The organism is Streptomyces sp. NBC_01142, from assembly GCF_026341125.1.
In the GTDB taxonomy this organism is placed as follows: Bacteria; Actinomycetota; Actinomycetes; order Streptomycetales; family Streptomycetaceae; genus Streptomyces.
Window position 1 is genome coordinate 17,773 of sequence record NZ_JAPEOR010000006.1, and the last position, 25,752, is coordinate 43,524.

Consider the following 25,752-nt stretch of genomic DNA (forward strand, 5'->3'; position numbering starts at 1 on the left):
CCGCGAGCCGCGAGTCCTCCCCGACTGACGCGCATGAACGAAAGCAGCCCACCCGTGAACACCGACAACCTCGACCACCAACTCCCCGCGGACGCACCCGACAGGGACCGCCTCGCCCGGAAGACCGCATCGACCATCACCGACCCCGAACTCGACGCGCTCTACGACCAGCGCGATGCACTGCTGCGCCTGGTGGCCGTATCCCGCGTTGCCGGAGCAGCCGCATGAGCAGCCCGGCCACTGCCCACCCTGAAGCCGCCACACCCTGCGCCGGCGCCGACCCCGAGATCTTCCACGACGACGTCAAGGCCTCAGAAGCCAGAAGGCTGTGCGCCGGATGTCCGCTCGCCGCCCACTGCCGCACCCAGGCCCGCGACAACCGCGAGTGGGGGACCTGGGGCGGCGAGACCAGCGCCGAACGCGCCGCGGCGGGCCACCCGCCGGCCGGCTGGCGGGGACGCGGCCACAAGATCCACCTCAAGCCCTGCGGAACCCCCGCCGCCTACCGCCGTCACCTGCGGGCTGGCCAGGAACCCTGCCCTCCCTGCAAGTCCGCCGAATACTGCCGCCGCGCCGAGCGCGGAGCCCGCCGCGGCTCCAGCCGCCCGGACCACCCCGCCCAGGACAAGGAGTGAGACATGACCGGACCGAGCAGCACCCCGCGGGGCGAGCGCCCCGGGACCCGTGGAACTCGCTGGGAGACCGTCCTGACCTCCACGGAGGTCGTCGTCCCCGACGACACCTGGGACGAGGAACCCCCGGCGCCGAACCGCGCCGCCCGCCGTGCCATAGCGCGCAAACAGCGCGGAAAGCGCAACTCGGCCCAGAGGTAGGTAACTCGCCAGTAGCGGCCTGCGGACTCTATCCACAGGGCCAGACCCGGAACCTTTCCCTGCTTCGGCCCGCCTCCGCCCCGGCGTGCCCCCGACCAGACGAAGGAGCAGCGGATTGTCCACTCCGAGCACCATCACGCCAGCCCCGTCTGAGCAAACCTCGGAGCCCGAGTCGCCGTTCACCACCCGCCCGGCGAACCTGGGAGACCTGGCCCGGGTGAACGCCCTGCACCACTGCTGCTCGCTCGACACCCGGTACGCCCGATACGCCTCGGGACGCCGGGAGTTGAAGATGTCCGAGTTCGCCAGACTCGTCCACCCCGCCGCAGGCTCCAGCTGGCTCACCACGCTGCGGGACGACCCCGAGACCGCCGTCGCCCTCACGCACCTGCTGAAGACCCGCACCACCGGTGCCTACGAACTCGCCCTCCTGGTCGGCGACCCCTGGCAGGGCCAGGGTCTGGGGTCCTGGCTCACCGACCGCGCCCTCCGCACGGCCGCCGCCGATCCCAACTGCCATACCGTCACCGCGATGTTCGGCGCCGGCAACAGGCGAGCCCTCCGCATCCTGCGCCGCCGCGACATCACCATCCCCACCGCCAGCGCCGGCGTCATCGACATCACCCTGCCCCTGCCCGAACGGAGTTGACCATGGCCCCGCTTCCCACGCCCCACGCCGAACTCCAGCGACCGGACGGCGCCCGCCTCGCCCTCTACGTCGACGGGCCCAGCGACCCCGACCTAGTCCTCGTCATGGCCCACGGATGGCAGGCGGCGGCCTCCGTCTGGAACGAGCACGTCCGCCAACTCCCGCGTCCGCGCACCCGCATCGTCCGCTACGACCAGCGCGGGCACGGCAACTCCACCGGCGGCAGAGCCCTGCCATCCATCCCGCTGCTCGCCGACGACCTCAAGGCCGTCATCGCCGCCACCGCCCCCGGCCGGCTGCCCGTCCTGCTGGCCGGGCACTCCATGGGCGGCATGGCCGTCCTCGCGCTCGCCGCCCAGCACCCGCACCTCATCGGCGACAAGGTCACCGCCGCCCTGCTCGCCGCGACCACCAGCGGCGGACTCGACCTCGCAGCCCCCCAGCATCCGCCGCTGAAACGCCTGATCGGGCTCACCCGCCACGCCATGGCCGCCGCATGCATCCACGCCCCGCTGCCGGCCCACCGCATCCGCGAACTCGTCCGGCCGCGCCCCTACCCCCAGCCGCCGATCGACATCGCCGCGCACTGGTTCAAGGCCCTCATGCGGCACGACGTCGCCGACCAGATCGACGCCCTCGCACGCATCCCCGTGCACATCCTCGTCGGCGACAACGACCAGACCATCCCGCCCATCCACGCCCTGCGGCTCGCCGCGCAGATCCCCACCTCCCAGCTCCACGTCATCGCCGGCGGCGGCCACCGACTGCCCACCCAGCACCCCGAGGCCTTCCTCGCCGCACTGGAGAGAGCGTGCGCCGACGCGCTGCCGCCCGCCGCCCGCTGGCACCGCCGGCTCAGCCGCCGAGAGCGCGCGACCACGACCCTCACCACGACCGGAGCCGGTACGGCAGACTCACGACCCAGCTGAACACCGCCACGACCAGGGCCGTCGTGTCCGCGGCCCCCCACGATCAACGACAGGACGACGAGTGAACGACGATGCGGGCACCGCCGGGCGTCCGGAGCGCAACCAGATACCTGCGTTCCTGCGCCGGCTCGACCCGCCACGCACTCTCGACGGCAGGCCCGACTACCGGCCGCCCGCGGCGATCCTCGCAGCCTGCACCGCGTTCGTCTTCCTGTTCGCCGGCTTCTACATGGCCCTGTACTCCAAGCTCTGGCACCACCACCAGCACCTGGCCATGGCCGCAGTGTTCGCCGGCGCCACCCTGCCGGCGCTCGCGGTCTACACGATCGCCCACCGCCTGCTCTCCCGCATCGGCCTCTACCTGTGGCAGAGCGTCCTCGTCAGCGTCGTCCTGCTGGCCGTCATGGGGTCGGCGCCCGACTGGGCACGCACGCTCTTCCCCCGCGCCTACGACCGGTACGAGGCCGAGCTCGGCGGCCCGGGACAGTGCTTGTACGCCACGCCGTACAACCTCGACCGTGCCCAGACCACCTTCGCGGACGACCACCCCGGCCGGATGGTCGTCGACCCCATCGCCGAGGGCCTTCCCGTGGTGCGCTTGGACCACGCGGTCGACGGCGGCCTCAAGCACCTGAGTCCGGCCGACTCCTCCGCCCGGAAGATCCTGGATCAGTACGGCTGCTGACGCCGTCAGCGGGTCAGATCACCAGTAGCGGAACTGGTGAGGAGAGGGCGGCGTGTACTCCTCCCACAGTGGGCCGTCGTGCGAGCGGCGGTCCCGGTCGCCCGTCAGGCCCACGATCCTGTGCACGGGCACGCTCAGCTCGTGCCCGGTGTCGCGGGCGGTGAAGGTGAGCATGCGGCGGCGCGGATCCCAGCCGCCGACGGCCCCGTACAAGACGTGGCTCGCCGAGTCGCCGCGGACGCCGGTCTCGACGATGAGCCGCATGACGCCGCGCGGAGGGTAAGGCTCGGTCAGCTCCCGCAGCTCCTGGCCGGCCGGACCACCAGCGGTGTCGTCCGGGACCCAGATCCACTGGCCCAGCTCGAACGACTCCTTCCACCGCCACCGGGAGTCCTCCTGACGCTGGGGCGCCCAGTGCACCGGCGGTTCGGACCCGCGCCGCCCGCGCAGCAGCGCACGGGCCTCCCGCACCCGCTCGGAAGGCCGGGGGCGACGGCCGTCCTCGGCGACGTCCTCGGCCAGCAGGGGAAAGGCGGTTCGCAACAGGGCACGGGCCGCACCGATCACAGCGGGAGCAGGCCCTTGCGGCGTGAGTCCGTCCTCGGCCAGCTGCTCACCGGCGATCAGACGTCCCTGTTGGCCGGCGGTGTGGGCGAGCGCACGCTCGGCGGCGAACTCGGGAACGGCCAGGACCACCGCGTCTGCGGGCAGGCTCTCGCCGTACGGGTTGAAGCGCTGTCCCGCACCACCCCACGGCACGCGCGGGCCGATCTGCTCGTACTGTGCCAGAAAGGCAAGATCGCGATCGTGCGGTCCGGTCAGCGGCCAGCCGCACACCAGCAGCAACTGCTGTTTGTCCGAGCCTTGCGACGCCCCGGCGAGCTCGGCCTCCAAGCGGGCGCACCAGCGCTGCACGAAGGAGTGCCACTGGTAATGGAACTCGGCCTCGGCCCAGGCGGCCGGCGAGGCGTGCCCCGCCGCGCAGGTCATCGCCGGCAGCGGCAGCGCGGTCACATCCCGCACCCGGGCCTTGCCCCACTCCCGGGTCACCACGGCAGAGGCGTAGTCGAGCGCGCCGCCCGCGTCCCTCCCCTGCTCACGCGCCCTCGTCCAGGCCGCGCGGACCATCGCCCACAGTTCCAGCGACGGCCGCCCGTACCCGTACCCGTATCCGTAGCCGGTGCCGATCACGGCGCCCAAGGCGCTGGACTCCTTGTGCACCTTGCGATCAGCCGCGACCGCGTCACAAGCGGCGGTGACCGATGTGGTGGCCATCGCTGACGGCGCGGTCGCCCGGTACGCAGCCAGCGCCTGGTCCGACCGCTCGACCACGGCAGTCCAAGCCTGCAGCGCCCGCCATCCCTGGGCGCCGAGCTCGGGGTGATCGAGGACCGGCTTGAGGAGGCTGCGCACCGCAGCGTCGTCGTGCCGGGCCGCCTGCTCCAGCGCCTTGGCGTACGCCTGCCAGGTCCGCGGCTCACTGGCGCTGGCCAGCGCGTCCGCACGGGCGTCGGCTCGCAGGATCTCCTGAAGGGCCCGCCACAACACCTCGGTGCCGTCCGGCAGTTCCACGGCGTTGACGCAGTTGGAGCACAGGTTTTCCAGGGCCTCCAGGACCACCACGTGTTCGGCGGTTCCAGCCGAAAGCCTGGCCGCGTGCTGGCAGTGCCCCCACGTCTTGCCGTCCGGCACCGGGGCGTGCCACTTGCCCGTCCCGGACCGCACGAGCGTGGTCGTGGCCTCCACGACCGCCGGAAGGTCAACGCCCAGGCGCTGCAACTCGGCCCGATCCAGCGATGCCAGGCGGTTCCGCCCGTACCTCATGCTCCGCCCCGCCCTGCTCCGTGCCGTCGGTTCCGCCGCCACGCTATCGCCGCCGCACCCTCCCGGTGTCCCGCCAAGCGGCTCCTCACCCCACAGGGGTTCGGGGCTGGCTCGGGCCGGTGCGGACTCACCGCAGCCGGGTCACCGCGACCACTCCATGCCGGGTCGTCCCCGCGAGCACCTCGGCGACCAGTCCGGTCTCTACCGCGCTGTACGCCGCCCCGGACGCCGTACGCGCGGACCGCCCGGGGCCCGCACTGGCCAGCCGCACCGCCACCGCGCTCGCGACCGGCGCGCTTACCGGTTGAGACAGGACCGTCGGCCCCTCCGGCAGCCGCACCGCCAGAGCTCGCGGCCGCGCGCGGGAACCGGTGAAGCCGACGACGTCCACGTCCACCGTCTCTGCGTGACGCACCTTCCGCCAGATCCTCGACGCCCGGTACGGCGAGGCGGCGTGCTTGGCGACCAGGCCCTCCACGCCCAGCGGGCGCAGCGCCTCGTACCAGACCAGCGCGGTCTCGCGGTCGTCCGTGGCTGGCACAGCCTGCAGTGGCGGGCCCACGTCCTGCAGGACCTCCAGGAGCAGCGCCCGACGTTCCACGTAGGGGCGGGATCGGACGTCCCCGAGCTCGGAGTGGAGCAGGATGTCCCAGGCGGCGAACGAGGCCGGATGCCGGGCCGCCAGCTGCGCGGCGCGGGCGGGGGAGGACGCGGCGCGCGCCTGGGCCGCACCGAAGTCGACGCGACCCGCGACGTAGACGACGGCTTCACCGTCCAGGACCGTCCCGGCCGGGAGCCGCTGGCCGGCGCGTGCCAGGTCCGCCCAGACTGCGCTCACGTCCCGTCCCGAACGGGACTGCAGCCGCACCCGGCCCGCCTCGCACCACAAGATCGTTCTGTGCCCGTCCAGTTTCGGCTCGAACCACCAGCCCCGGCCCGCCGGCAGCTCCGGCACGGCCTGGGCGAGCGCTACCGCCACGGGGAACTCCACGCCACCAGCCTGCGGGGCCCGCCGCTGCGCCGCGCGCCGACGACTGCCCGCTGCCCGCCGCACTGGGCAGCTCGGCGGGCAGCGGAGGGCGGGGGACTGGCGACGGAACTGCGGCTACGCGTCCTGGACGTCGAAGAGGCCGTCCTGCACCGAGGCGTCGACGGACGTCTCCGGCCTTGGCCTAAGACCGGCAGCGGTATCGAGGTCGAGCAGCGTGGACCAGTGACCGGAGAGAGCTCCGTCGCAGAGGAGCCGTCGGAACAGGTCGGCGGTGACCTCTACATCCGGCATCGCCCGGTGACGGCCGGGCGGTTGGGCAATGCCGTAGTAGCGCAGCAGTGCGTCCAGCCCGTACGAGGACATGCCGCGGATGACCTGCTTGGCCATCTTGAGAGTGTCCAGGAGCGGGGTGGAACTGAGGACGGGGCAGTGCTGGCGCTGGCGGGCGATCAGTCCGGCCTCGGTCGAGGCGTGCTGGGCCACGAGCCGGTAGGGCGGCGCGGTCAGGCACTGGTCGAGCCCGGCGAGCACTGCGGCTGGTCCGGGGGCGCGGCGCAGGGCGGCTTCACTCATGCCGTGGACCAGGTCCCGCGGGGTGATCGGTACCTCCGGCGGCGGCTGGATCAAGGACTCGAAGCGGCCGTCCTCGACCAGCCGGCCGTCTCGGACGACCAGGGCGAGGGCCGCAACCTCGGTGGGTTCGGCCGGTCGGCCCGCCGGAGTGAGCGCCTCGAAGTCGATCACGACGAAGGTCGTGCCGCGTAGGTTGTCCATCAGCACTGTCATCGAGCGGCATCCTGCCCGATCGCGGCCGCCGCCGCGGGCGGTTCATTCCGTCGGGCGGCCGTGCTGCCCGATCTCACTCCCCGGCCGAGCAGCAGGGTCGGACCACGGTGACTCGGGGAGACTCCCGTGGCTCCTGGGTAGCCCGGCGGCCAGAAGATGAGTACGCCGACTCACGCCCGGCCCGCGCCCACCACCGACGATGAAGATCAACATCGCCGACGCCGGGAGACCGCTCATGCTCAGCCGCATCGCCGACATTCTGGTCCCGGCCGTCGGTCGCCTGTCAGTGACCGCCGACCCGCGCGCCGAGCTCGCTCCGGGCAGCATCATCGCCGCGAACCACACCTCCCTCGCCGACCCCGCCATCGTCATCGCCCTCGGCGCCGAGCCGGTCGTCATGGCGGCCGCCGGGCTGTGGCGCGTCCCTCTGCTTGGCCGCGCCCTCGCCCGGGAAGGGCACGTCCCCGTCATCCGCGGGGACCGGCGCGCCGCGGACGCGCTGGATGCAGCAGCCGACGCCCTGGAGCAGGGGCGGATGATCCTCATCTACGCCGAGGGCGGGCTCCCCCGGCGCCGGGATGCCGCGGAAGCCGCCCCCGAGACCTTCCGCAGTGGCCTGGCCCGGCTCGCCGAGCGCACCGGTGCCCCTGTGGTGCCCGTCGGCCGGGCCGGGGCCCGGCGGATCACCTCGGGCAGCACCATGAAGCAGCTCGCAGGACTCGTCACCGCCCCCGTACGCCGCCCGCATCTGCACGTCCATGTGGGCGCGCCCGTGGAGCTGACGGGCGAGCGTGCCATGAGGACGGTGCGGGCCCGGACCGCGGTGACCACCGCGTGGCGGACGGCGGCCGCTCACCTGGGCGAGCCCGCCGCGCTCGCCGCGTAGCCCTTACCGGCGCGGCGCCGGACCGCCCGTACCCGGCCAGGACAGCCCGTCGTCGTCGCCGTCCCACCACACGCCGCCGGTGTACGGGTCGAAGTGGCTCTCGTCGCCGTGGCGGAGCTGCTGGCCGCAGTAGTGCATGGTCCAGTCCTCGCGGGTCAGCCAGCGCACCGGGCAGTAGATTCCGCCGGGCCCGTACCGGACACGCAGGAGAGCCGCGTCGGGCGAGCCGGCGGGCACCAGTTCCGCGGAGTAGCCGAGCGCGCCCAGGGCGTTCGTGCAGACCTGCACCGCCCGGTGCTCCTTGAGGCAGCGCAGGGAGGCCGTGCCGCCGCGCACCGGATCGGCACCGAAGTTGCAGCCGCTCAGCAGATCCGCAGACAGCTTGGCGGCGGTCAGAGCCGTACGCAGGACGGCGGCGACATGGACGGCGGGCTCCCGCATCCGCAGGTATCCGGACCGTACGTAGCGGCGGGACTCGGTGAGGTAGATCCGTTCGTGGAGGCGGCTCGAGGGGATCGTGCGCGGGCCGCGGCCGGTGTAGGCGTTGACCACGCGCGTCTCCAGCGTGCCGGGCTCGGTGACCAGCAGGCGCGTCGGCCTCCGGTCCGGTCCGCACGGACGCAGCGACTCGTACACGGCCCCCTCCAGCAATCCAGTCACGGCGGACACCCTAGTGCGGCACCAGGGCGCCGAACTCCCCGACCGGACAAGGCGAATGGCCCCGGACGCGCCATGCGGTCGGCGCGCGCCCGGTCCTCCGGCCGGGTGAATGTGCGTCCTTCCCTTTTCCGTCCTCGGGTCCCCCGCGTTACAGTCATCGTACGAATGTTCGATAACCGGGAGGGGTGCGAGCACACCAGTGGGACAAGGCACGATCGGAGGACGCCATGGAGGGCTTCGCCCACCTGCACGTCGCCTCCGGTTATTCACCCCGGTACGGAGCCTCGTCCCCGGCTGCCCTCGTCGAAGCCGCAGCCGAGCGCGGCATGCCGGTCCTGGCGCTGACCGACCGGGACACCGTCACCGGATTCGTCCGCTTCGCCAAGGCCTGCGAGCAGCACGGCGTCCGGCCCGTCCTCGGCGTCGACACGGCCGTCGCCCCGCTGACCGCGGCACGCGCCGAGCGCCGCCGCACCCCGGCACGTGGCGGCGCCCACATCCGCGAACCGCGGCAACGCGTCCAGCTCCTCGCACACAGCCGCGCCGGCTGGACACGGCTGTGCCGTCTGCTGTCCGCCGCGCACGCCGCGCCGACCGACGGCTACCCCATGGCGACCTGGGACCTGCTGCGCGAACACGCCGGCGACGGCCTGACCGCGCTGCTCGGCCCCGCCTCCGAACCCGCCCGCGCCCTGTCCGCCGGACGCCCGGACCTCGCCCAGCAGCTGCTTCGCCCCTGGCGCGACATCTTCGGCACCGACCTGCGGCTGGCCGCCGTCTGGCACGGCCTGAACGGCACCGGACCGGGCTCGCTGCGGCTGGCCGTCCGCACCATTGGACTCGCCGACGACCTGGGCATCCCGGCCGTCCTCACCAACGCCGTCAGATACGCGAACCCCGAGCAGCACCGGCTCGCCGACGTCCTCGACGCCGCCCGCTTGCTCCGCCCCATCGACCGGCGCCGCCTGGACTCCGGGGAACGCTGGCTCAAGGGGCCCCGGCAGATGGCCGAAGCCGCCGACCGCATCGCGCTCGCCGCCGGCGCAGAACCCCGCCGTGCCCGCCAGCTGCTCGCCGACACGGCAGCCGTCGCGCAGCAGTGCGCCCTGGACCCGCGCGCCGACCTCGGCCTGGGCCGCCCGCACCTGCCTGAACCGCACGTCGTCGGCGCCACCGACGCCGCAGACGCCGCCCGGCTGCTGCGCGAGCGCTGCGAGGCCGGCCTGATCCGCCGCGGCCTCGACCGCTCCAAGGAGGCCCGCGCCCGCCTGGATCATGAGCTGGACATCATCGGCCGGCTCCAATACGACACCTACCACCTCACCGTGGCCCAAGTCGTCGACGACGTACGGCAGCTGGGCATCCGTGTCGCGGCCCGCGGCTCGGGCGCCGGCTCGATGACCAACTACCTGCTGGGCATCGCCGCGGCCAACCCGCTCGACCACAACCTCGTCTTCGCCCGCTATCTCTCGATGCGCCGGACCGATCTGCCCGACATCGACCTTGACGTCGAAGCCGACCGCAGGCTCGAGGTCTACGACAAGATCTTCGACCGGTACGGCACCGACCGCGTCGGCGTCACCGCCATGCCCGAGACCTACAGGGCCCGCCACGCCCTGCGCGATACCGGACTCGCCCTCGGCATCGCCCCTGGCGAGATCGACCGCATCGCCAAGTCCTTCCCCCACATCCGCGCGCGCGACATCCGCGCCGCCCTCGCCGAACTGCCCGAACTCAAGAACCTCACCGCCCACGCGCACCGCTACGGGTCGCTGTTCGAGCTCGCCGAGAGACTCGACGCTCTGCCGCGCGGCATCGCCATGCACCCGTGCGGCGTTGTGATCTCCGACGCGACCCTGCGCACGCGCCTGCCCGTACAGCCCACACCGGGCGGCAACTTCGAGATGTTGATGGCGGACAAAGAGGACGTCGAGGATCTCGGCTTGATCAAACTTGATGTCCTCGGCGTGCGGATGCAGTCCGCCATGGCCCACGCCGTCGCCGAGATCAAGCGCGCCACCGGCCAGGACCTCGACCTCGACGAGGTCCCGCTGGACGACTACTTCGCCTTCAAGCTCATCCAGGACGCGCGGACGATCGGGGTCTTCCAGCTCGAGAGCCCCGGGCAAATGGACCTATTGTCCCGTTTGCAGCCGCGTGACGTTCAGGACGTCATTGCTGATATCAGTCTTTTCCGCCCCGGTCCGGTCGCCGGCGGCATGCCCGCCGAATACATCGCCGCCCGCCACGGCAAGCCGCCGGCCTATCCCCACCCCGACCTCGAGCCGATCCTCGCCGACACCTACGGCGTCCTCATTTGGCACGAGCAGATCATCAAAATCGTGGCACTCATGGTCGGCTGCGACGACGCGCTCGCCGAGCTCGCCCGCCGGGCCCTCGGCGACCCCAACCGGCTGCCGCGGGTGGGGGAGTGGTTCCGCGGCCAGGCGCTGGCCCGCGGCTACGACGAGCACGTGGTGATGCAGGTCTGGGAGAAGCTCAAGGCATTCGGGGCGTATGGATTTGCCCGCGCGCACGCTGTCGCATTTGCCGTGCCTGCCCTGCAATCAGCCTATTTGAAAGCGCACTTCCCGGCCGCGCTGTACGCCGGCGTCCTGGAGCACGACCCGGGGATGTGGCCCAAGCGGATCGTCGTCGCCGACGCCCGCCGGCACAACATCCAGGTGCGCAGCGTCGACGTCAACCGCTCCGGGGCCGCCCACCGCATCGAGCCCGCCGACGACGGCACCTTCGCGGTACGCCTCTCCCTCGCCGAGGTCCGCGGCATCACCGACGAGCAGACCCGGCGGATCGTCGACGGCCAGCCGTACGCGAGCGTGCAGGACCTGTGGCAGCGGGCCCGCCCCGCCCGCCCGGTCGCCGAGCACCTGGTCAACATCGGCGCCCTGGACACCCTGCGCGGCACCGCCAGCCGCCGCGACCTGCTGCTGCAGATCGCCGAACTGCACCGCCAGACCCGACACCGCCCTCTCGACGACGGCCAGCTCCCCCTCGACCACGGCACCTCGCTCACCGCCGCGCCGTCCGGCCTGCCCGAGATGACCTCCCGCGAACGCCTGACCGCCGAGCTCGATGTCCTGGGCATCGACGTGTCGGCGCACCTCATGGAGCACCACCACCAGCTCCTTCGCGAACTCGCCGTCACCAGCGCCCGCCGCCTCGCCACCCTGCGCCCCGGTCAGCCGGTCCTCGTCGCCGGAGTCCGAGGTGCCACTCAGACGCCCCCGATCGCCAGCGGGAAGCGCGTGATCTTCGCGTCCCTCGACGACGGAAGCGGCCTGGTCGACATCGCCTTCTTCGACTCCGCCCACGACGCCGTCGCACACACCGTTTTCCACAGCGCGATCCTCCTGGTGGCGGGCAAGGTCCAGCGGCGAGGCCACCGCGCGACCGTGGTCGGCGAGCGAGCCTGGGACCTCGAAGCCCTGGCCGCCGCCCGCCGCGATCACGGGCCCGACGCCGTCCACCAACTCCTTGGCGAGCCGGCCGCTCCGCTCACCGCTCCCTCCCCGCCAGGCCGAGTCCTCCACCTGCCCAACGGTGCACAGCTCCAGGCGTGGGCCGACCTGGTGCCCGCCGGCGAGCGCACCGCGAATCTCAAGGCCTACGCCAGCCCCGGATCGGCCGGGTGACGGCCATGCACCAGCCCTACGTCCTGCGCGTCCACGCCCACCTGCCCGATCACCCCGGCGCGGAGCTCTACCCGCAGCTCCTCGACCTTCTGGAGACCATCACGCCCACCGTCCAGGCCCTGCAGCCCGACGCCGCCGACATCGAGATCGGCAGCGCCCTGCGCTTCTTCGACCGCACCCCCTACGAACTCGCCCAGCTCGTACGGCTGCGGGCCCTGGCCCTGCTCGGCCTGAACGTGAGCATCGGTGGCGGCCGCTCCCGCATGATCGCCGCCATGGCAGCCGACACCACGGCCCCCGGCGCCCTCACCTGCATCGACGCCACCGACACCGCCACCCGCGCCTTCCTGCGGCCCCGACCGATCGCCGCCCTGTACGGCGCGGGCCCCGCCACCGCGGCGACCCTCGTCCGCTACGGGATCACCACCATCGGCCAGCTCGCCGACACCCCGCTCCTGACCTCCCAGAAGATCCTCGGCACCGCCACCGGCCGCCTCCTGCACGAGCGCGCCCACGGCCTCGACCCGCGCCCCGTCCTGCGCCAGCAGCCCGAACAGTCCTGCTCCGCCGGCATCGACTTCCCCCACGACGAACTCGACCCCGACCGCCACCGCCAAGCCGTCCTGCACCTCGCCGAGCAGCTCGGCTTCCGGATGCGCGGCGAGGACCAGGTCGCCCGACGCCTCGCGCTGACCGTCCGCTACGCCGACCACACCAGCACGCACCGCACCCGCACCCTGGCCGAGGCCACCAACCACACCGTGCAGCTCGCCCGCACCGCCTACGGCCTCTACGCGATGCTCGCCCTCCAACGGGCTCGGGTGCGCGGCTTCGCGCTCCGCGCCGAAGGCCTTGGGCCGGCCGACGGCGCACATCACCAGCTCACGTTCGACCCCTCCGACCACAAGGCCCGACTGCTCGAAGCCGCCGCCGACAAGGCACGCAACCGGTTCGGCGCCGCCGCCGTGCGCTCCGCCGCCCTCGCCCGGCCGGCGGTCACGCGAAGCCGCGATGTCAGACCCCCCGCCTAGGCTGACCGCACGCGCATATGGCAACCGGAGAGGCGGCAGCAGTGGGCCCCGAACAGGTACAGGAGCCGTGCACCGAGATCCTGGCCAAGGGCCCCGACATCACCTCCGCAGACCGGTGGACAGACAGCAGCCGCCCCAGCGGGCTCGTGATCACCTTCAGCAGCGGTGCCCGGCTGTGGACCGGAATCACCACCGCGGGCGCCATCAGCGCCGACTCCACCCCGGCCGCACACGCCACCGCGCCGCCACTGCCCACGCTCTTCGACAGCGCCGGGAAGATCACGGCGGCGCGCGCCGAGCAGTATCTGGCCGCGGTCCTCATGGCCGCACACGCCCCGGAGATCACCAGCGCCTACGGCTACTCCTCGACCTCGGCGGCGCGCCACCCCGGCGTCGGCCTGCACCTGGCCGGCGGGGCTCGCGCGTTCCTCCCGTTCGTCTACACCGCCGCCCACGGGAAGAAGCCCGCCGCGCGCCCGTTCACCATCGACGCCGCATTCTGACCAGCCACGACGAGAACGGGCCGTACTTTGCAAAGTGCACCTCACGACGGCCGCGGTGTCGGTTGGCCGTCGTACGGTGATCCGGTGATTCTTGACTACCACCGGCAGAAGGGCGGCGCACCGCTTCTCGGCGTGAGCGCGCCCGGCGAGATGGGCCCTTTCGGGTCGTACGGCGAGGGCCCCGGGCCCGACGCGCGTGACACCACCGCTGCGGCAGGCGCCTCGGTCCTGCCGGCCGAGAGCCGGCGCACCGCCCACCTGGACGAGGAAGTCGACCAGAGCGCGCGGTGACAGCGCGGGTGTAGCGATGGGCGCCAGGGGCGGTAGGCGGGGCTCAGCCTTCCTGCTGTGCCGACCGCCATGCCGCGTACAGCTCGCGGCTCGCCTTGCGCAGGGCGTACTGCTTCTTCTCCGGGTCGGCCCAACAGGTCGCGAAGATCATGTACGGCGTGTCGGCGTAGGGGATGAATCCGAGCGTCGCCCATGTCGCGCGCAGCCGATCGCAGGCGCGGTCGCGCTCCTCGGCCGTCATGCCGCGCGCGTCGATGGGGGCCGGGTGCACCACCACTGCGCCGCAGCCGGCCGCGAGGCGGCGGAACGCGTCGGCAGCGAGCATCGGCCCCAGCCCGAAGCCACGCCACGATTCGACGATCTCGGCCTTGTCGAGCACGAGCACGTCGCTGCCGCCCCACTCGGCGAGCTCCTCGAACTCCTCGGTGAAGCCGGTGCGTTCGTCGTTGAAGATGGTCTCGGCGATCTCATAGAGGTTCTGGGATTCCTCCTCCATAGCCCAGAACGGGTTCTGCGAGCCGCCCCAGCGGACCTTCACCAACTCGAGCGTGCCAACGTGCAGACGATGAACGCACTCGTCGTCCTCGTCGACGAACCCGCCCCGCTCCTCGATCCGGTTCCACCGGACGGTGCACTCGTCACACGGCGGGAAGTCCTCCAGCCCGAATCCCTCGCCGAGGTGCACGACCAGCCGCCACTTCTCCAGAGTGTCCTCATGGTCGTCGTTGCCCAGGGCCGCTTCCAGCTCATAGGACAAGTGGATGCGGCTCGGGTTGCAGGGCATCTCACTGAGCGGGCGCTTGAGGGCCTGGGGCGAAGTCACGCGGGCCAGCGTAACGGCGGCCGTGGGACCGCCTCGGCCGTTCCGCCGAAGGGCCGTCGAGAACACGCTTCCGCACCAGCCTGCCGTCCGACGGCTGAGCACCAGCGCTGGACGGTCCGGACGGCGTGCTCCTCGACTGCTCGGCCAAGGCTTCCCGGGCCCGGCTGGTGCAGCGTCACCGCAGCGGACGTCGATCGGCGGCCGGGGAGCAGTGCACTATGCAAAGTGAGACGAGCGACATCGAATACCTGTACGCATCTGTCCGTGACGGCAGATACGGTCGACATGTGTAGATCATCAAGGGGAGGGCGCCATGGAGGCTGTCACCACACCGAGCCGCAGCGGGCGTCCACCGGGCATCCGGACCGGTGACGACGGACTGACCGACCGCCAGCGGCGCGTCCGGAAATTCATCGCAGAGTCGACTGAGGCCAGGGGTTACCCGCCGTCGATGCGCGAGATAGGCCAGGCGGTGGGGTTGTCGAGTACCTCGTCCGTCGCCCACCAGCTGACCGCCATGGAGCGCAAGGGCGTCTTGCGGCGCGACCCGCAGCGCCCCCGGGCCTACGTCGTGGTCAGGGCCGCAACGTCCTCGACCGACGCTTCGACGATCGGTCCCCTCCCTGACGTCGTGCACGCGCCGCTGGTCGGCCGCATTGCCGCCGGCACGCCGATCACCGCAGAGCAGCACGTGGACGACGTGTACCCCCTGCCCCGCCGGATCGTCGGCGACGGTGACCTCTTCATCCTCACCGTGTCTGGCAACTCCATGATCGACGCCCAGATCACCGACGGCGACCAGGTCGTCGTCCGCTCGCAGCCCGACGCCAACAACGGCGACATCGTCGCCGCGATGATCGACGGGGAGGCCACGGTCAAGCGGTTCAAGCGAAGCGGCACGGACGTCTGGCTGATGCCCGAGAATAGGGACTACCAGCCGATCTGTGGCCGCGAGGCCACGATCCTCGGCAAGGTCACCGCTGTCATGCGCCGCGTGTAGCGGCCCGGCACAGCGCCCGGACTCCGGGGCGGGAGGACAAGACCCGTGACGGTCCCGCCCCGGCCCACCGTCCGGCGCCCGCCCCGGACGTCACCGAGCCGGGCCGGGCGCCGCCACGGGAGGTGACAGTGGCGCGGGCCCGGCGTTCACTGAGGTCATGGGTTACAGCGCTAGCCCCATAAAACGCCCGCGACGCACGAAGGCCCAGATCGAGGCGCTCCGCGCCGACCTGTACGCCATCGCGGAGACCGCCCAGCCCTGCAGCGCGCGGCACATCTACTACCTGGGCATCGGACGCCTGTGGGACAAGGACGCCGGCCGTTCCCGCCGGAACTACTCCGTGGTCGTCCGCGAGCTCGGCCACATGCGAGAACACGGCTCAATACCCTGGGAGTGGATCACTGATGGAACTCGGCTGGTCCGCCAGGACGAGCAGTACGACAGCGTCGAGGACGCCCTCGCGCACGCCACCGAAACCTACCGGCGCAACCTCTGGGCCTCACAGAGCCGACGCGTCGAGGTCTGGTGCGAGAGCGACTCCGTCGCCGGCGTTCTGCTGCCGATCACCTCGGCCTGGGGCGTGGGCCTCTACTCGTGTCGCGGGCAGTCGAGCAAGACGTACGTCCACGAAGCCGTAGTCGACTACCTGCGCCAGCCCAAGCCCCTGACCGCATGCTTCGTCGGCGACTGGGACCCGAGCGGCCGGTCCATCCCCCGATCGGTCGCCGCCCGGATGGAACGCTACGGAAACGGTCAGCTCGACCTCGACTTCCAGCAGATCGCCGTCACCGCCGACGACGTTCGCTCCGGCCAGCTCACTACCCACTACGTGAACACCGCGGACGCCAATTTCAAGCGCTACGAGCAGGAATGCCGCGCCGAAGCACTGGACCCCATGAGTGCGGTCGAAGTCGAAGCGCTCAGGCCCGGCCTGCTGCGCAGCAGGCTCAGCAACGCTATCGAGGCCCTGATCGACGACATCGCCGCGTGGAACCTCCTCTCCCGAGCCGAGGAGGCCGAGCGCGAGCTCCTGCAGACCCTGCACACACGGGTGAGCGAGGCCTTGCGCCACGAATCCAGCGACCCGCCCGCACCGTGACCACCATCGCCGCGCAGCCCGGCCGGAAGCACTGAGAGCTTCCCCGCAGGGTGCCACACTCAGCACCATGGACCGACCCACCTCCACACAGCTGCCCACCCGGCTCGTCGACGCGCAGGGCTTCTCCTGGCGCCGCATGGCAGGTGACGCCGAAGAACGCTACGCGGCGTACAACGACTTCCCGGCCGAGCGGCTCACCTACGGCCAACTCGCCTCCACCCGCGGCCCCGTGCGCCGCGTCGCCCCGCCACAGAGCGAGGACGTACGACTCGTCCGTGGCGCGCTGATGATGGCCGGCCAGCAGGCCATGACCACGCTCGCCGTCGCCCTCCTACACGGCTTCCAGACAGGCGAGCGGCACACCGGGCACCCCGGGGCCCTCATCGCGGGCCGGCCGGGATCCTCCGAATCCCAGGCTGTCCGGAGTCTCGCCTGGGACATCGGCCCTGACGTCGCACCCACCCGCGTGCACGACGCCGCCCTGGAAGTCCTCGACGGCGTCCTCACCGAGTGGGTCACAGGAGACGTCGTCGTCGAGGTCGCCGAGACCCTCGCGAACATCCTGGGCCAGGTCGTCATGCAGAACGGAGGCGGATTCGAGAAGGTGGCCGACGCCCCGCTCCAACGCGCACCCCACGCGAACCGGTACGCCAACTACGCCACCGCACGCACCCGCTGACTCACATCTAGACTCGGTGAACCCGCCCTTGAGCAGGCGAGGTTCGGCGGATGTGGCTCGTGCGTTGAAGAACCACTCGACCGACGTGAACAGCCCCTTCGACCGCATGGTCGCGCCGTGACCGGCCTCGACGACGGCCCCGGCACTCACCCGCTGCTCGATCTGCTGGAGGGGATCGAGCAGCGGGACGGCTGGCAGGCGAGCACGGCAGCAGGACAGTGACAGCACTTCACCCGCAAACTCCGAGCAGCACTGGAGCACCGACGGAACCCCTGCTGCCTGCAGCAACATGCCGTCCACGAAGATCGACTCCCGCCGTCGGGCGGGACGAATCCCGTCCGACGGCGACCAGCTACCAAGGGCCGGATGCAGTTGCCCGGCTACTCAGCCTGTTCCAGCACGGCCTGCAGGTGGTCGTCGCTCCAGCAGCGGCCGTTCCACCGGCCCCTGTGCAGTGCCTCGCCACGCCGGACGTGTCCCGGCTCCTCGCCGCACTGCACCCAGCCGTAGCTCTCCGGGTCGGCGTCGAAGAACATCGCCGAACACGCATCCGCCACAGGTTCAGGGGTTGGGCCGTACAGCCCCAACCGGTCCAGCAGGCCGTCCGCGAGCCTCTCCACCGCCTCCTCATCCAACTCTGTGGCAGCCGTAATCAGCTCCACGAACTGCCCGTGCTTCCCCTCCGGCGTGATGGTCGGCAGAGACGTCTTCGGCGGGATCATCAAGTCCTCCAACACCAAATCGAGTAAACCCCTTCACTCTTCAGGCGCGGCACGGACCGGAACCGACAATAAATCTTGAAAAGGTGACGCGTGTCACACCAACCGGGAAGTGCCTCTCACGACCTCAGCCGCCGGTGAGCCACCGTCATCGAGTTCGCCGGTGCGGTGATGAAGGTTTCATCGGTGCCCCGCACTGCACGGCACGCCCGCAGCATTCGATCCGGCCCGCGCGTAAACGGAGAATGCGCTTCTCCTGGTGTGAGCGGGGAAACCGGTCGCGTGAAATCCGAGAGGATCCGGAGCTGATTAGGGTCGCGCGCGCTGCCGCTCAGGGCGCTTCCGGCCGTGTGCCGGGAACTACCCCGCCGTGTGCCTGAAATCTTCTAGTTCATAGAGATTGTCCAGCAGGTATGTGCAGCTCCCTCCTCTTCGGGGACACCGTCCATGGGACCGGAAATCGCCGGAACTTATCCACAGGTCAATTCTTCTAGCTTTTCGGGCGTGTGCTTTCCGCCGCGCTGGTGGGACGTCGTAACTCGTCCTGCTCGCGTATTCGGACGGCTCATTCAGAAACGCAGCCCACTGCTCAGGAGAGACGAATGCAGACCAAGTTCATAGGCCGCGCCGGCGTCGCGGTCGCCACGATCGCTATGGGGGCCGCAGCCTCCCTGGCGGCCGCACCGGCCGCGCTGGCGAGCACCCCCGCGCAGGCCCCGGCCACCCTCGCCGCGAAGAACACGTGCCCCACCTGGTCAGTGACGGGCAAGGCAGTCAACTTCCGCAGCGGACCGGGAACTCAGTACCGGTCGATCGGTCTGCTCTACCGCTGGGACGACTCGGGCACGAAGGTCTCCAGCAGCGGCTCCTGGATCAAGATCAAGCTCGACCACAAGTCCAAGACCGGGCTCAAGAAGGGCACGACCGGCTGGGTCAACAAGAAGTACCTCGAGCAGTGCGTCTACATGCAGCTCGACTGACCCTCACCGCACCGGCGCACGGCCCCGAGCCGCCGCGCCCGTGAACTCCCGGCCGGGCACTACCCCCTGCCCGGCCGGGACCGGCCGAGGACCGCCCTTCACCCCCGAAGAGGCGCCCGTCCCGCTCCCCGTCCTCCGAGAGCGGGACTGTCCCGGCCAACAGGGGGTGCCGCCACCCGCGCCGGCGGCACCCCCGCCCCCTTCCTCTTGGCACGGCGCCGCCCATCAGCGCCGCAACCCCAGCTGGAGTCTGTGTGTTCACCACTGCCGCGCCGGTCGGCCGACCCGACCAGGCCGGGAACGGAACCACACGCCGATGGCCGGCGGCGATCTGGACGCTGATGGCCGGAACCTTCCTCGTCCGAGGCCTCGGGTTCACGTACCCGTTCCTGCCGTACCACCTCAACGACCTGCACCTGTCCACCCGCACCGTCAGCACCGTCCTCGCCGTCTTCGGCGCCGGCTGGCTGCTGGGCTCCATCCTGTGCGGCTGGCTCGCCGACCGGATCGGCCACCGAGCCACCCTCATCACGACCATGCTGCTCGCCGCGGGCACCCTGCCCCTGCTCGCCCAAGCGCACGCCGTCCCCGCGCTGTTCGCCGCGACCTTCACCGCCGGCATCGTCTACGACGCCTCCCGCCCTGTGTTCACCGCTGCGATCGCCGACACCTTCCCCGACGACGGTGTCCGCGCCTCCGTCAACGCGTGGCGCCACTTCGCCGTCAACGTCGGCGCGGCCGTCGCCGGAACCGCCGGTGGCATGCTCGCCGGCCCGCTCGGCATCCCGGCTCTGATCTGGGTCAACGCCACCGCCTGCGCGCTCTTCGCCTTCCTCGTGTGGCACTTCCTGCCCGCCGCCGACCCCCAGCACCACCCCCACACCGGCGAACCCCGATCCGGCAACTACCGTGCCGCGCTGGGCGACCGGGGCCTGTGGCTGCTGCTCCTGGCCAGCCTCTGCGCCCTCACCTGCGCCGCGAGCCTCTTCTCCTCCATGCCGATGCTCATGGCCGAAGACGGACTCACCGCCGCGGACTACGGCTTGACCCAGACCGCGAACGCCGGAGCGGTCCTGCTGCTCTCCCCGCTCCTCAACCGCTGGCTCAGCCGCCAGGCTGATGGCCCCAGACCGATGACCGGCCTGTTCGCGGCCAGCTCCATCATCTTGGGCGCGAGCATGGGGGCCGCGGGATTCGCCTCCACCACCCTCGGCTACTCCGCCACCGCCGCCCTCGCCGTCCCCGGCGAGATCGTCGTCTTCGTCGCCGCGTCCGATCTCCTCAACCGCCTCTCGCCCCCTTCCGCCCGCGGCCTGTACGCGGGGATCTGGGGCACGACGCTGGCCGGCGCCGTCGTCATCGCCCCCGCCCTCGCCGGATGGGCCCTCGCCCATGGCGGCGACCAACTCGCCGCGGCCACCACCTTCACCGTCGGCCTCCTCGGTGCCGCCCTGTGCTGGCCCCTCGCCGCCCTCGTCCGCCGTGCCCACCCCCTGCCCGCCCTCCGCTGAACGGGAGCAACCGCCATGTCCGATCACAACCAGCCCGTCCTGCTCGTCCTGGGCGCCGGCGACCGCGCCTACCGCGCCTTTCTCCTGCAGGAGTTCGCCGCCCGACACGACCTCGTCCTCCTCGACAACCAGTCGCCCGCATGGACCCGGCCCTACGTCACCGACGCGGTCAACGTCGATCTGCACGACCACCACGCGGTCTCCCGCGCGGTCACCGAGATCGCCCTGCGCCAGCCGATCGCCGGCGTCACCACCTACCTCGAGCACCACGTCGAGCTCGTGGCACAACTGGCCAAGGAACTCGGTCTGCCCGGCGCCGCCCCGGAGGCCGTCGCCGCCTGCCGCGACAAGGCCCGCACCCGCCAACTCCTTGCCGAGTACGGCGTCCCCTCCGCCCGCTCCGTCCTCGTCGACAGCGCCGAAGAGGCGGCCGCCGCCGCCGATGCCATCGGCTACCCCGTCGTCGTCAAACCCCGCGGCCTGGGCGGCAGCGCCGGCGTACGCCGCGCCGACTACCGCGAGCACGTCATCGCCTACTACCAGGAAGCCGCCACAGCGACCCTGATAGGCCTGGAGGAGAGCGCCGTCGCCGGGGTCCTGGTCGAGGAGTACCTCCGCGGGCCTGAGATCAGCGTCGAGTGCGTCGTTCACGGCCGCGGCGACGTGCACATCGCGGCTATCACCCGCAAGCGGCTCGGCTCTGAGCCGACCTTCCTGGAGACGGGTCACCTCGTCGACGCCACCGATCCGCTCCTGGAGGACCCGAGCCTCCACCACGTCGTCACCGCAGCGATCAAGGCGGTAGGGATCGCCAGCGGGGTCCTGCACGTCGAGGTGCGCCTCACCCGCCAGGGCCCGCACATCATCGAGATCAACGCTCGCCTCGGCGGCGACCTCATTCCCCGCCTCGTCCACCTCGCAACCGGCGTGTCCCTCCCGCAGGCCCAGGCCGCACTGGCCACCGGAGACACCCCGGAGCTGACCGCCTCCGTACGACAGAGCGCTGCCGTCGAGTTCCACTACCCGCCCGCCACCGGCCCCGTCCAGACGGCCCACGCCGACGCGCTCAGCGCCGACTGGCTCGAACGCCTGGTCTGGACGCATCAGCAAGGCGACTTCGTGAACGCCGGCCCGCACAGCACGATCAACGACCGCGTCGTGCACGCCGTGGTCTGCGGCCCCACCCCCGACGCCTGCCGGACCCGACTCGACCAGGTGCTGCAGAACCTCACGGTCCACATTGCCGTACCCGTCCGCACCACCGCCTGCGTGCGCTGACCCGACACTGAACAGTCACAGGAGCCGCCGACATGCCCCCGCGCCCAGGCCCCTCCTGTCCGTGGACAGCTCCGACAACGCCGCGGCGGGTGACATCACCTACTCCGACTTCGGCAAGCCCGTCGGCGCCACCAAGCCCACCAACGTCGTCGAAGCCCCCTCCCGCTGACCGCACGACCTGGCCCAGCGGCCCGCCGACGCGGCGATGCCGAGCCGCGTGCAACCCCCAATAAGCAGACCCAACGCCAATGAAGGAGCGACGAGTTGAACCAGCACGGAGTGCAGGCCGCCTCCTACGGCATCGGAGCGATCTACCCGATCGTCGTCCTCGACCGAGTCCACCGGTGGCACCGGCCAGTCCACCCCGGACTGCCCGAGCAGCAGCCCGACGACCGTCACGGAATGCTCGTCCTGCGCTGGACCGGCCCACCGAGCGAAGAAGCCGAAGCGCCAACGCTCCTCGAAGCCGCCGCCGCCCGAGCACCCGCCGCGCCACCCGACCGTGCCGAACTCCAGGCGTTCCATGCGTCGCTGCCGCCCGGCCTCCACCTGATTGACCTGCCCGCCCGCCATGTCATCGGACCGTGGTCACAAAGGCCCGGAGCCACCCGGCCCCACGTGCCGCGCCGCGCCGCATAGCGCCCGCTCGCCCCACCCACCCTCGGAAGGCCTTCGTGTCCCGACGTCCCCACGCCCAGGTCGCCGTCATCACTCCGACGCGCCTGGATCCCCAGCGCCGCAACTACTTCCTAGACCTCTACCGAAGTCTCGACGCGCAGGGTCTCGACTTCGAATGGCTCATCGCGCCGAACGGGCCGGACGCCGACCCCGACACCATTCCCGACCTGGTAACGCAGGACCCCCGCGTCACCGTGTGCGCACGGCCCAAGCCAGGCGCCGCGCCGGCCCGCAACATCGCGATGAATCAGGTCACCGCCCCCTTCACCTGCTTCGTCGACGACGACGATGTCCTGCCGCCCGACTCCCTGGGCGTGCGGTATCGCCATGCGGTCGAGACGGGTCTGGGCTGGGTGGCGGGCTGGTCGGCTGACCTGCTGAGCGACGGGACCCTGAAGACCTGGGTCTGCCCGACGCCCGTGGGCCGCCACGAAGCAGGAGACGTCTGGACGTACTGGCCCTCTCCCGAGAGGAAGCCCCCGCTCGGCCACACCATGCTCCTGACCCGCACAGAGATCGCGCGCGCCAGCGGCGGGCACGGCGGACTTTGGAAGGGCGAGGACTACGTCTACGTCATGTCGGTCACCGGCCGCAGCGCTGGCGAACTCCTGCCCGTGGTGACCTATCACTACCGCGACCACGAACACCAGATGACCGAGGCCGCCACGTACCTGGACGACGATGAGCGGGGTGCGCGGGTCTTCTCCTGGCTCCAAGGACGTGACGACCGGGAGCTGCGCCGGCGGGAGAGCAGTGTAGGTTCCGCGGATTCGCGAGCACTTCCGCGTGATCATGAGCACCGTTCGAGCATTTCCGCGTGATCATGGGCATCAGTCGCGTTCAGTAGCTGTCACTTGCCGTCTTTCGCCAAGGAGGCGAAGCGCCTGAGCGCGCTGCTGAACGAGTTCTGCGAGCCACACCCGGAGGGGTGAGCCGGTCGGTCAGGCGGCGACTCCGAGCTCCTTGCGGGTCCGGTGGACGAACTCGCGCACGGCCGGCTCGCGCCGCCAGGGGGCCAGGGCCGCGTTGAACTCGCGGACGTAGTCCTTGGCCCGGCTCGACTGGACGCGGGCGAGGATGTCGACGCTGCGGTTGCCGAGTTCGAGGCCTCGGTCGAGGTCGCGGGCCTGGAGGTGGGCGGTTCCGACGATGGCGAGGCGCATGCCGACGGAGCGGGTGAACACCCCGGTCGGCATGGCGGTGGCCTGCTGGTTCCAGCCGAGGGCGGCCTTGGGGTTCTTCAGGTCGCGGAAGACCTCGGCGGCGTCCGCGGAAAGGCGGGCGTGGTGATAGAAGTCGATCCATGCGGGCTCGTCGCCGCTGTCGTCCTTCGCCTGTCCGAGCAGGTCCTCGGAGGCTTTCAGGGCCCGGGAGGCCGCCCGGGGGTCGTTCTCGCGGGCATGGGCTCGGGCCTCGATCAGCTTGGTGAACGCCAGGACCCGGGGGACACCCTGGCCCTTGGCCCGCTCGAAGGCGCCCTGGGTCATGTCCACGGCCTCGGACGCGAAGCCTCGCATCAGGGACTGCATGGCCATCGTGGTCAGCACATAGCAGCCCAGCTGCACGTCGCCGCCGGCGCGGGCGAGGCGGAGGGCCTGGATGAAGTGCCGCTGAGCCACCTCGTGCTCACCGACGTCGAAGGCCGTCCACCCGGCAAGGCGCGACAACTCTGCGGTCACGCTGAAGAGTTCGCGTCCGATCTCGTCAGAGAAGCTCCCCTGCAGCAGGGGGCCGGTTCGGTGGTCGAGGCAGGCGGTGACGGAGTTGGCCTTCCAGTTCCCACCGCCGTATTTCGAGTCCAACCGGCGGGCGTCGTCGGCGGCCTCGCGCAGTTCGTCGAGGTCGGCCCGGCCGACCTGCCCGCCGCCTTCGTGGTCGGCTGTCTCGTCGGCGGGGGTGACGAGCCATCGGGTGACGGGGACGGTGAAGGCGGAGGCGGCGAAGCCGGATCCGGTGCGGTTGAGGAAGTCGCGGCGGTTCACGGAGCTCCAGAACGAAGTGGCGACGCGGACGGCGTCGGCGGGTCTCGCGCGAAATCCAACCCCACCGAGGCATCGATTGTCTCCGCCTCGCCCATACCGATCTCGCCGAGGTTGACGGGACGGCCGAGCCGTTCGCCGATGGCCTGCGCCAACAGCTTCGGGACCGGCCATTTCGGCGTCATCCCCCGTTTGCACCAGTTCGCCAAGTGCTCACGAGGATGCGGTCCCTAGACATGCTCTGAGCAGTATCGGCGGATCATGAGCACTGTCCGAGCCGATCCGGGCGATCAGGAGCAGTAGCTACCGGTGTAGCGCCGGCAACTGGAACCACGATCAGCCCTGGTCGCGTTCCTCACTCACCAGCTCATCGCACAGCTGTGCCAGCGTCCACACCTGCCCCTGAATCGCCTCGACGACCTTGGCCAGCCTTTTCTCGCGCTTCGCACCGGCCGCCGAACCATCCCGGTCGACGACGATCTCGCCGATGAAGTGAGAGAGGTGAGTCAGCACAGGGCCGGTCATTCGCAGTTGGCTCATCGGATCGAGGTCCCGCTCCGCCACCGGCCCCGACTTCGTGGGCCACCCATCGGGGCGCCGCTCGGTCGTCCGGGTCTGTGTCAGCCGCAGCGAGGCGGCCACCAGCCGGGCCAGCTGGACACTCTGGGGCGGCACCAAAGGGGCGACGGCGTCGGCCGGGCCCGGCGGGGCATCACCCGGGAAGCCGACCACGCTGGCACCGAGCAGCTTCAAGATCTCCTCGGTGCACTCCTTCGGCCGTGCGGTGCCCTTCTCGTCCAGCGGCAGCACCTCGAAGGAGTCGTGATCAGGTGCCGGCAGCCCGTACGGCGGGTAGTGACGCACCACCGTCACCGGCTCACCGAACTCCCGCCGGCAGGCCCGCACCAGGCTTTCCGCAGCGTTGATCAGCCCGGTACCCAGCCCCAGGTCAGTCGCGATGACCAGATGGCCACCCTCGTTCGTCGGCCATACCCGTAGCCGCACGTGTACGCGGTTGCCGTTGATGTCCGGGAAGTGCCAAGCGTGATCGTCGCGGATGGGCGACAACCGTGTTGGGATGGGCAAACCGGGCACCAGGAGTCCTCTCGTTGTCCGACATACAGGCGACGACAACGCTAGCCAGCGGTGCGGACACCCGCGCCCGAACGCGGCATCCGGCCAGATCTCTGCCCTGCCAGGTGTGACCGCTTCACCGGTCCGCCATGACCCCCGGGAGGCGAGGACTGCCTTCCTCCAGCGGGCGCGATGCTCGACCCCGGCGACG

Annotated in this window: 28 protein-coding genes; 19 read left to right on the forward strand and 9 right to left on the reverse strand. The window is 71.3% G+C overall.

Annotation, left to right across the window (positions count from 1 at the left end):
* Positions 1 to 54: 54 nt before the first annotated feature.
* The 6 genes from OG883_RS44405 to OG883_RS44430 all read left to right on the forward strand — a co-directional run bounded on the left by OG883_RS44405 (position 55) and on the right by OG883_RS44430 (position 3,096).
* Entirely contained in the window at positions 55 to 228 is a 174-nt protein-coding gene (locus tag OG883_RS44405) for a hypothetical protein (RefSeq protein ID WP_266554262.1), read from the forward strand.
* The gene (locus OG883_RS44410; protein WP_266554264.1) at positions 225 to 635 is read left to right on the forward strand and encodes a WhiB family transcriptional regulator; all 411 of its coding nucleotides are present in this window, start codon (positions 225 to 227) and stop codon (positions 633 to 635) included. Before OG883_RS44405 ends, OG883_RS44410 begins: the two co-directional genes overlap by 4 nt.
* Before the next feature lie 3 nt (positions 636 to 638).
* Entirely contained in the window at positions 639 to 833 is a 195-nt protein-coding gene (locus tag OG883_RS44415; protein ID WP_266554266.1) for a hypothetical protein, read from the forward strand.
* Between the two features lie 115 nt (positions 834 to 948).
* The gene (locus OG883_RS44420; RefSeq protein ID WP_266554268.1) at positions 949 to 1,482 is read left to right on the forward strand and encodes a GNAT family N-acetyltransferase; all 534 of its coding nucleotides are present in this window, start codon (positions 949 to 951) and stop codon (positions 1,480 to 1,482) included.
* A gap of 2 nt (positions 1,483 to 1,484) precedes the next feature.
* Complete coding sequence (locus OG883_RS44425) at positions 1,485 to 2,411, forward strand: alpha/beta fold hydrolase (protein WP_266554273.1); 927 nt, start codon at positions 1,485 to 1,487, stop codon at positions 2,409 to 2,411.
* A gap of 61 nt (positions 2,412 to 2,472) precedes the next feature.
* Positions 2,473 to 3,096, forward strand: a complete 624-nt coding sequence (locus tag OG883_RS44430; protein ID WP_266554276.1) for a hypothetical protein — start codon at positions 2,473 to 2,475, stop codon at positions 3,094 to 3,096.
* Positions 3,097 to 3,114: 18 nt separating this feature from the next.
* Here OG883_RS44430 and OG883_RS44435 read toward each other — a convergent pair whose 3' ends face one another.
* The 3 genes from OG883_RS44435 to OG883_RS44445 all read right to left on the reverse strand — a co-directional run bounded on the left by OG883_RS44435 (position 3,115) and on the right by OG883_RS44445 (position 6,697).
* Positions 3,115 to 4,920 carry a hypothetical protein gene (locus tag OG883_RS44435; protein ID WP_266554278.1) on the reverse strand — a complete coding sequence of 602 codons (1,806 nt, stop codon included), beginning with the start codon at positions 4,918 to 4,920 and terminating at the stop codon, positions 3,115 to 3,117.
* A gap of 127 nt (positions 4,921 to 5,047) precedes the next feature.
* The gene (locus OG883_RS44440; RefSeq protein WP_266554280.1) at positions 5,048 to 5,911 is read right to left on the reverse strand and encodes a DNA ligase; all 864 of its coding nucleotides are present in this window, start codon (positions 5,909 to 5,911) and stop codon (positions 5,048 to 5,050) included.
* A gap of 114 nt (positions 5,912 to 6,025) precedes the next feature.
* Positions 6,026 to 6,697 (reverse strand): PolC-type DNA polymerase III, encoded by a 672-nt coding sequence (locus OG883_RS44445; protein ID WP_266554282.1) that lies wholly within the window; start codon positions 6,695 to 6,697, stop codon positions 6,026 to 6,028.
* Between the two features lie 235 nt (positions 6,698 to 6,932).
* Between OG883_RS44445 and OG883_RS44450 the strand changes: the two genes are divergently transcribed.
* On the forward strand, positions 6,933 to 7,583 hold the full coding sequence (locus OG883_RS44450) for a lysophospholipid acyltransferase family protein (RefSeq protein WP_266554284.1): 651 nt from the start codon (positions 6,933 to 6,935) through the stop codon (positions 7,581 to 7,583).
* 3 nt (positions 7,584 to 7,586) lie between these two features.
* On the opposite strand, the gene OG883_RS44455 is transcribed toward OG883_RS44450, so the two are convergent.
* The gene (locus OG883_RS44455) at positions 7,587 to 8,243 is read right to left on the reverse strand and encodes a hypothetical protein (RefSeq protein ID WP_266554286.1); all 657 of its coding nucleotides are present in this window, start codon (positions 8,241 to 8,243) and stop codon (positions 7,587 to 7,589) included.
* A gap of 227 nt (positions 8,244 to 8,470) precedes the next feature.
* Between OG883_RS44455 and OG883_RS44460 the strand changes: the two genes are divergently transcribed.
* From OG883_RS44460 to OG883_RS44475, 4 genes are all read left to right on the forward strand, one after another.
* Positions 8,471 to 11,896, forward strand: coding sequence for a DNA polymerase III subunit alpha (locus OG883_RS44460; protein ID WP_266554505.1), 3,426 nt, complete (start codon positions 8,471 to 8,473; stop codon positions 11,894 to 11,896).
* 5 nt (positions 11,897 to 11,901) lie between these two features.
* Entirely contained in the window at positions 11,902 to 12,927 is a 1,026-nt protein-coding gene (locus OG883_RS44465) for a hypothetical protein (RefSeq protein ID WP_266554288.1), read from the forward strand.
* A gap of 17 nt (positions 12,928 to 12,944) precedes the next feature.
* The gene (locus OG883_RS44470; RefSeq protein ID WP_266554290.1) at positions 12,945 to 13,430 is read left to right on the forward strand and encodes a hypothetical protein; all 486 of its coding nucleotides are present in this window, start codon (positions 12,945 to 12,947) and stop codon (positions 13,428 to 13,430) included.
* An 84-nt stretch (positions 13,431 to 13,514) separates the two neighbouring features.
* Positions 13,515 to 13,721, forward strand: a complete 207-nt coding sequence (locus OG883_RS44475) for a hypothetical protein (protein ID WP_266554292.1) — start codon at positions 13,515 to 13,517, stop codon at positions 13,719 to 13,721.
* Between the two features lie 43 nt (positions 13,722 to 13,764).
* Here OG883_RS44475 and OG883_RS44480 read toward each other — a convergent pair whose 3' ends face one another.
* On the reverse strand, positions 13,765 to 14,544 hold the full coding sequence (locus tag OG883_RS44480; protein ID WP_266554294.1) for a hypothetical protein: 780 nt from the start codon (positions 14,542 to 14,544) through the stop codon (positions 13,765 to 13,767).
* 313 nt (positions 14,545 to 14,857) lie between these two features.
* Here OG883_RS44480 and lexA point away from each other — a divergent pair, with 313 nt between their 5' ends.
* From lexA to OG883_RS44495, 3 genes are all read left to right on the forward strand, one after another.
* Positions 14,858 to 15,544 (forward strand): transcriptional repressor LexA, encoded by a 687-nt coding sequence (lexA, locus tag OG883_RS44485; RefSeq protein WP_266554296.1) that lies wholly within the window; start codon positions 14,858 to 14,860, stop codon positions 15,542 to 15,544.
* A 157-nt stretch (positions 15,545 to 15,701) separates the two neighbouring features.
* Positions 15,702 to 16,643, forward strand: a complete 942-nt coding sequence (locus tag OG883_RS44490; RefSeq protein WP_266554298.1) for a hypothetical protein — start codon at positions 15,702 to 15,704, stop codon at positions 16,641 to 16,643.
* A gap of 67 nt (positions 16,644 to 16,710) precedes the next feature.
* A complete protein-coding gene (locus OG883_RS44495) occupies positions 16,711 to 17,322 on the forward strand; it encodes a hypothetical protein (protein ID WP_266554300.1) in 612 nt (203 codons plus the stop codon).
* A gap of 380 nt (positions 17,323 to 17,702) precedes the next feature.
* Here the strand turns inward: OG883_RS44495 and OG883_RS44500 are convergent, their stop codons facing one another.
* On the reverse strand, positions 17,703 to 18,044 hold the full coding sequence (locus tag OG883_RS44500) for a hypothetical protein (RefSeq protein ID WP_266554302.1): 342 nt from the start codon (positions 18,042 to 18,044) through the stop codon (positions 17,703 to 17,705).
* A gap of 599 nt (positions 18,045 to 18,643) precedes the next feature.
* Between OG883_RS44500 and OG883_RS44505 the strand changes: the two genes are divergently transcribed.
* From OG883_RS44505 to OG883_RS44525, 5 genes are all read left to right on the forward strand, one after another.
* Positions 18,644 to 19,021, forward strand: a complete 378-nt coding sequence (locus tag OG883_RS44505; RefSeq protein WP_266554304.1) for an SH3 domain-containing protein — start codon at positions 18,644 to 18,646, stop codon at positions 19,019 to 19,021.
* A 254-nt stretch (positions 19,022 to 19,275) separates the two neighbouring features.
* On the forward strand, positions 19,276 to 20,532 hold the full coding sequence (locus OG883_RS44510) for an MFS transporter (RefSeq protein ID WP_266554306.1): 1,257 nt from the start codon (positions 19,276 to 19,278) through the stop codon (positions 20,530 to 20,532).
* Between the two features lie 15 nt (positions 20,533 to 20,547).
* Positions 20,548 to 21,810 carry an acetyl-CoA carboxylase biotin carboxylase subunit family protein gene (locus tag OG883_RS44515; protein ID WP_266554308.1) on the forward strand — a complete coding sequence of 421 codons (1,263 nt, stop codon included), beginning with the start codon at positions 20,548 to 20,550 and terminating at the stop codon, positions 21,808 to 21,810.
* Between the two features lie 264 nt (positions 21,811 to 22,074).
* Entirely contained in the window at positions 22,075 to 22,449 is a 375-nt protein-coding gene (locus OG883_RS44520; RefSeq protein WP_266554310.1) for a hypothetical protein, read from the forward strand.
* Between the two features lie 35 nt (positions 22,450 to 22,484).
* Complete coding sequence (locus OG883_RS44525) at positions 22,485 to 23,309, forward strand: glycosyltransferase (protein ID WP_266554312.1); 825 nt, start codon at positions 22,485 to 22,487, stop codon at positions 23,307 to 23,309.
* Positions 23,310 to 23,429: 120 nt separating this feature from the next.
* Here OG883_RS44525 and OG883_RS44530 read toward each other — a convergent pair whose 3' ends face one another.
* The 3 genes from OG883_RS44530 to OG883_RS44540 form a co-directional block, all read right to left on the reverse strand.
* On the reverse strand, positions 23,430 to 24,470 hold the full coding sequence (locus OG883_RS44530; protein ID WP_266554314.1) for a sporulation protein: 1,041 nt from the start codon (positions 24,468 to 24,470) through the stop codon (positions 23,430 to 23,432).
* Positions 24,467 to 24,652, reverse strand: a complete 186-nt coding sequence (locus tag OG883_RS44535) for a hypothetical protein (protein ID WP_266554316.1) — start codon at positions 24,650 to 24,652, stop codon at positions 24,467 to 24,469. Before OG883_RS44535 ends, OG883_RS44530 begins: the two co-directional genes overlap by 4 nt.
* A 151-nt stretch (positions 24,653 to 24,803) precedes the next feature.
* A complete protein-coding gene (locus OG883_RS44540) occupies positions 24,804 to 25,535 on the reverse strand; it encodes a hypothetical protein (RefSeq protein WP_266554318.1) in 732 nt (243 codons plus the stop codon).
* Positions 25,536 to 25,752: the final 217 nt, after the last annotated feature.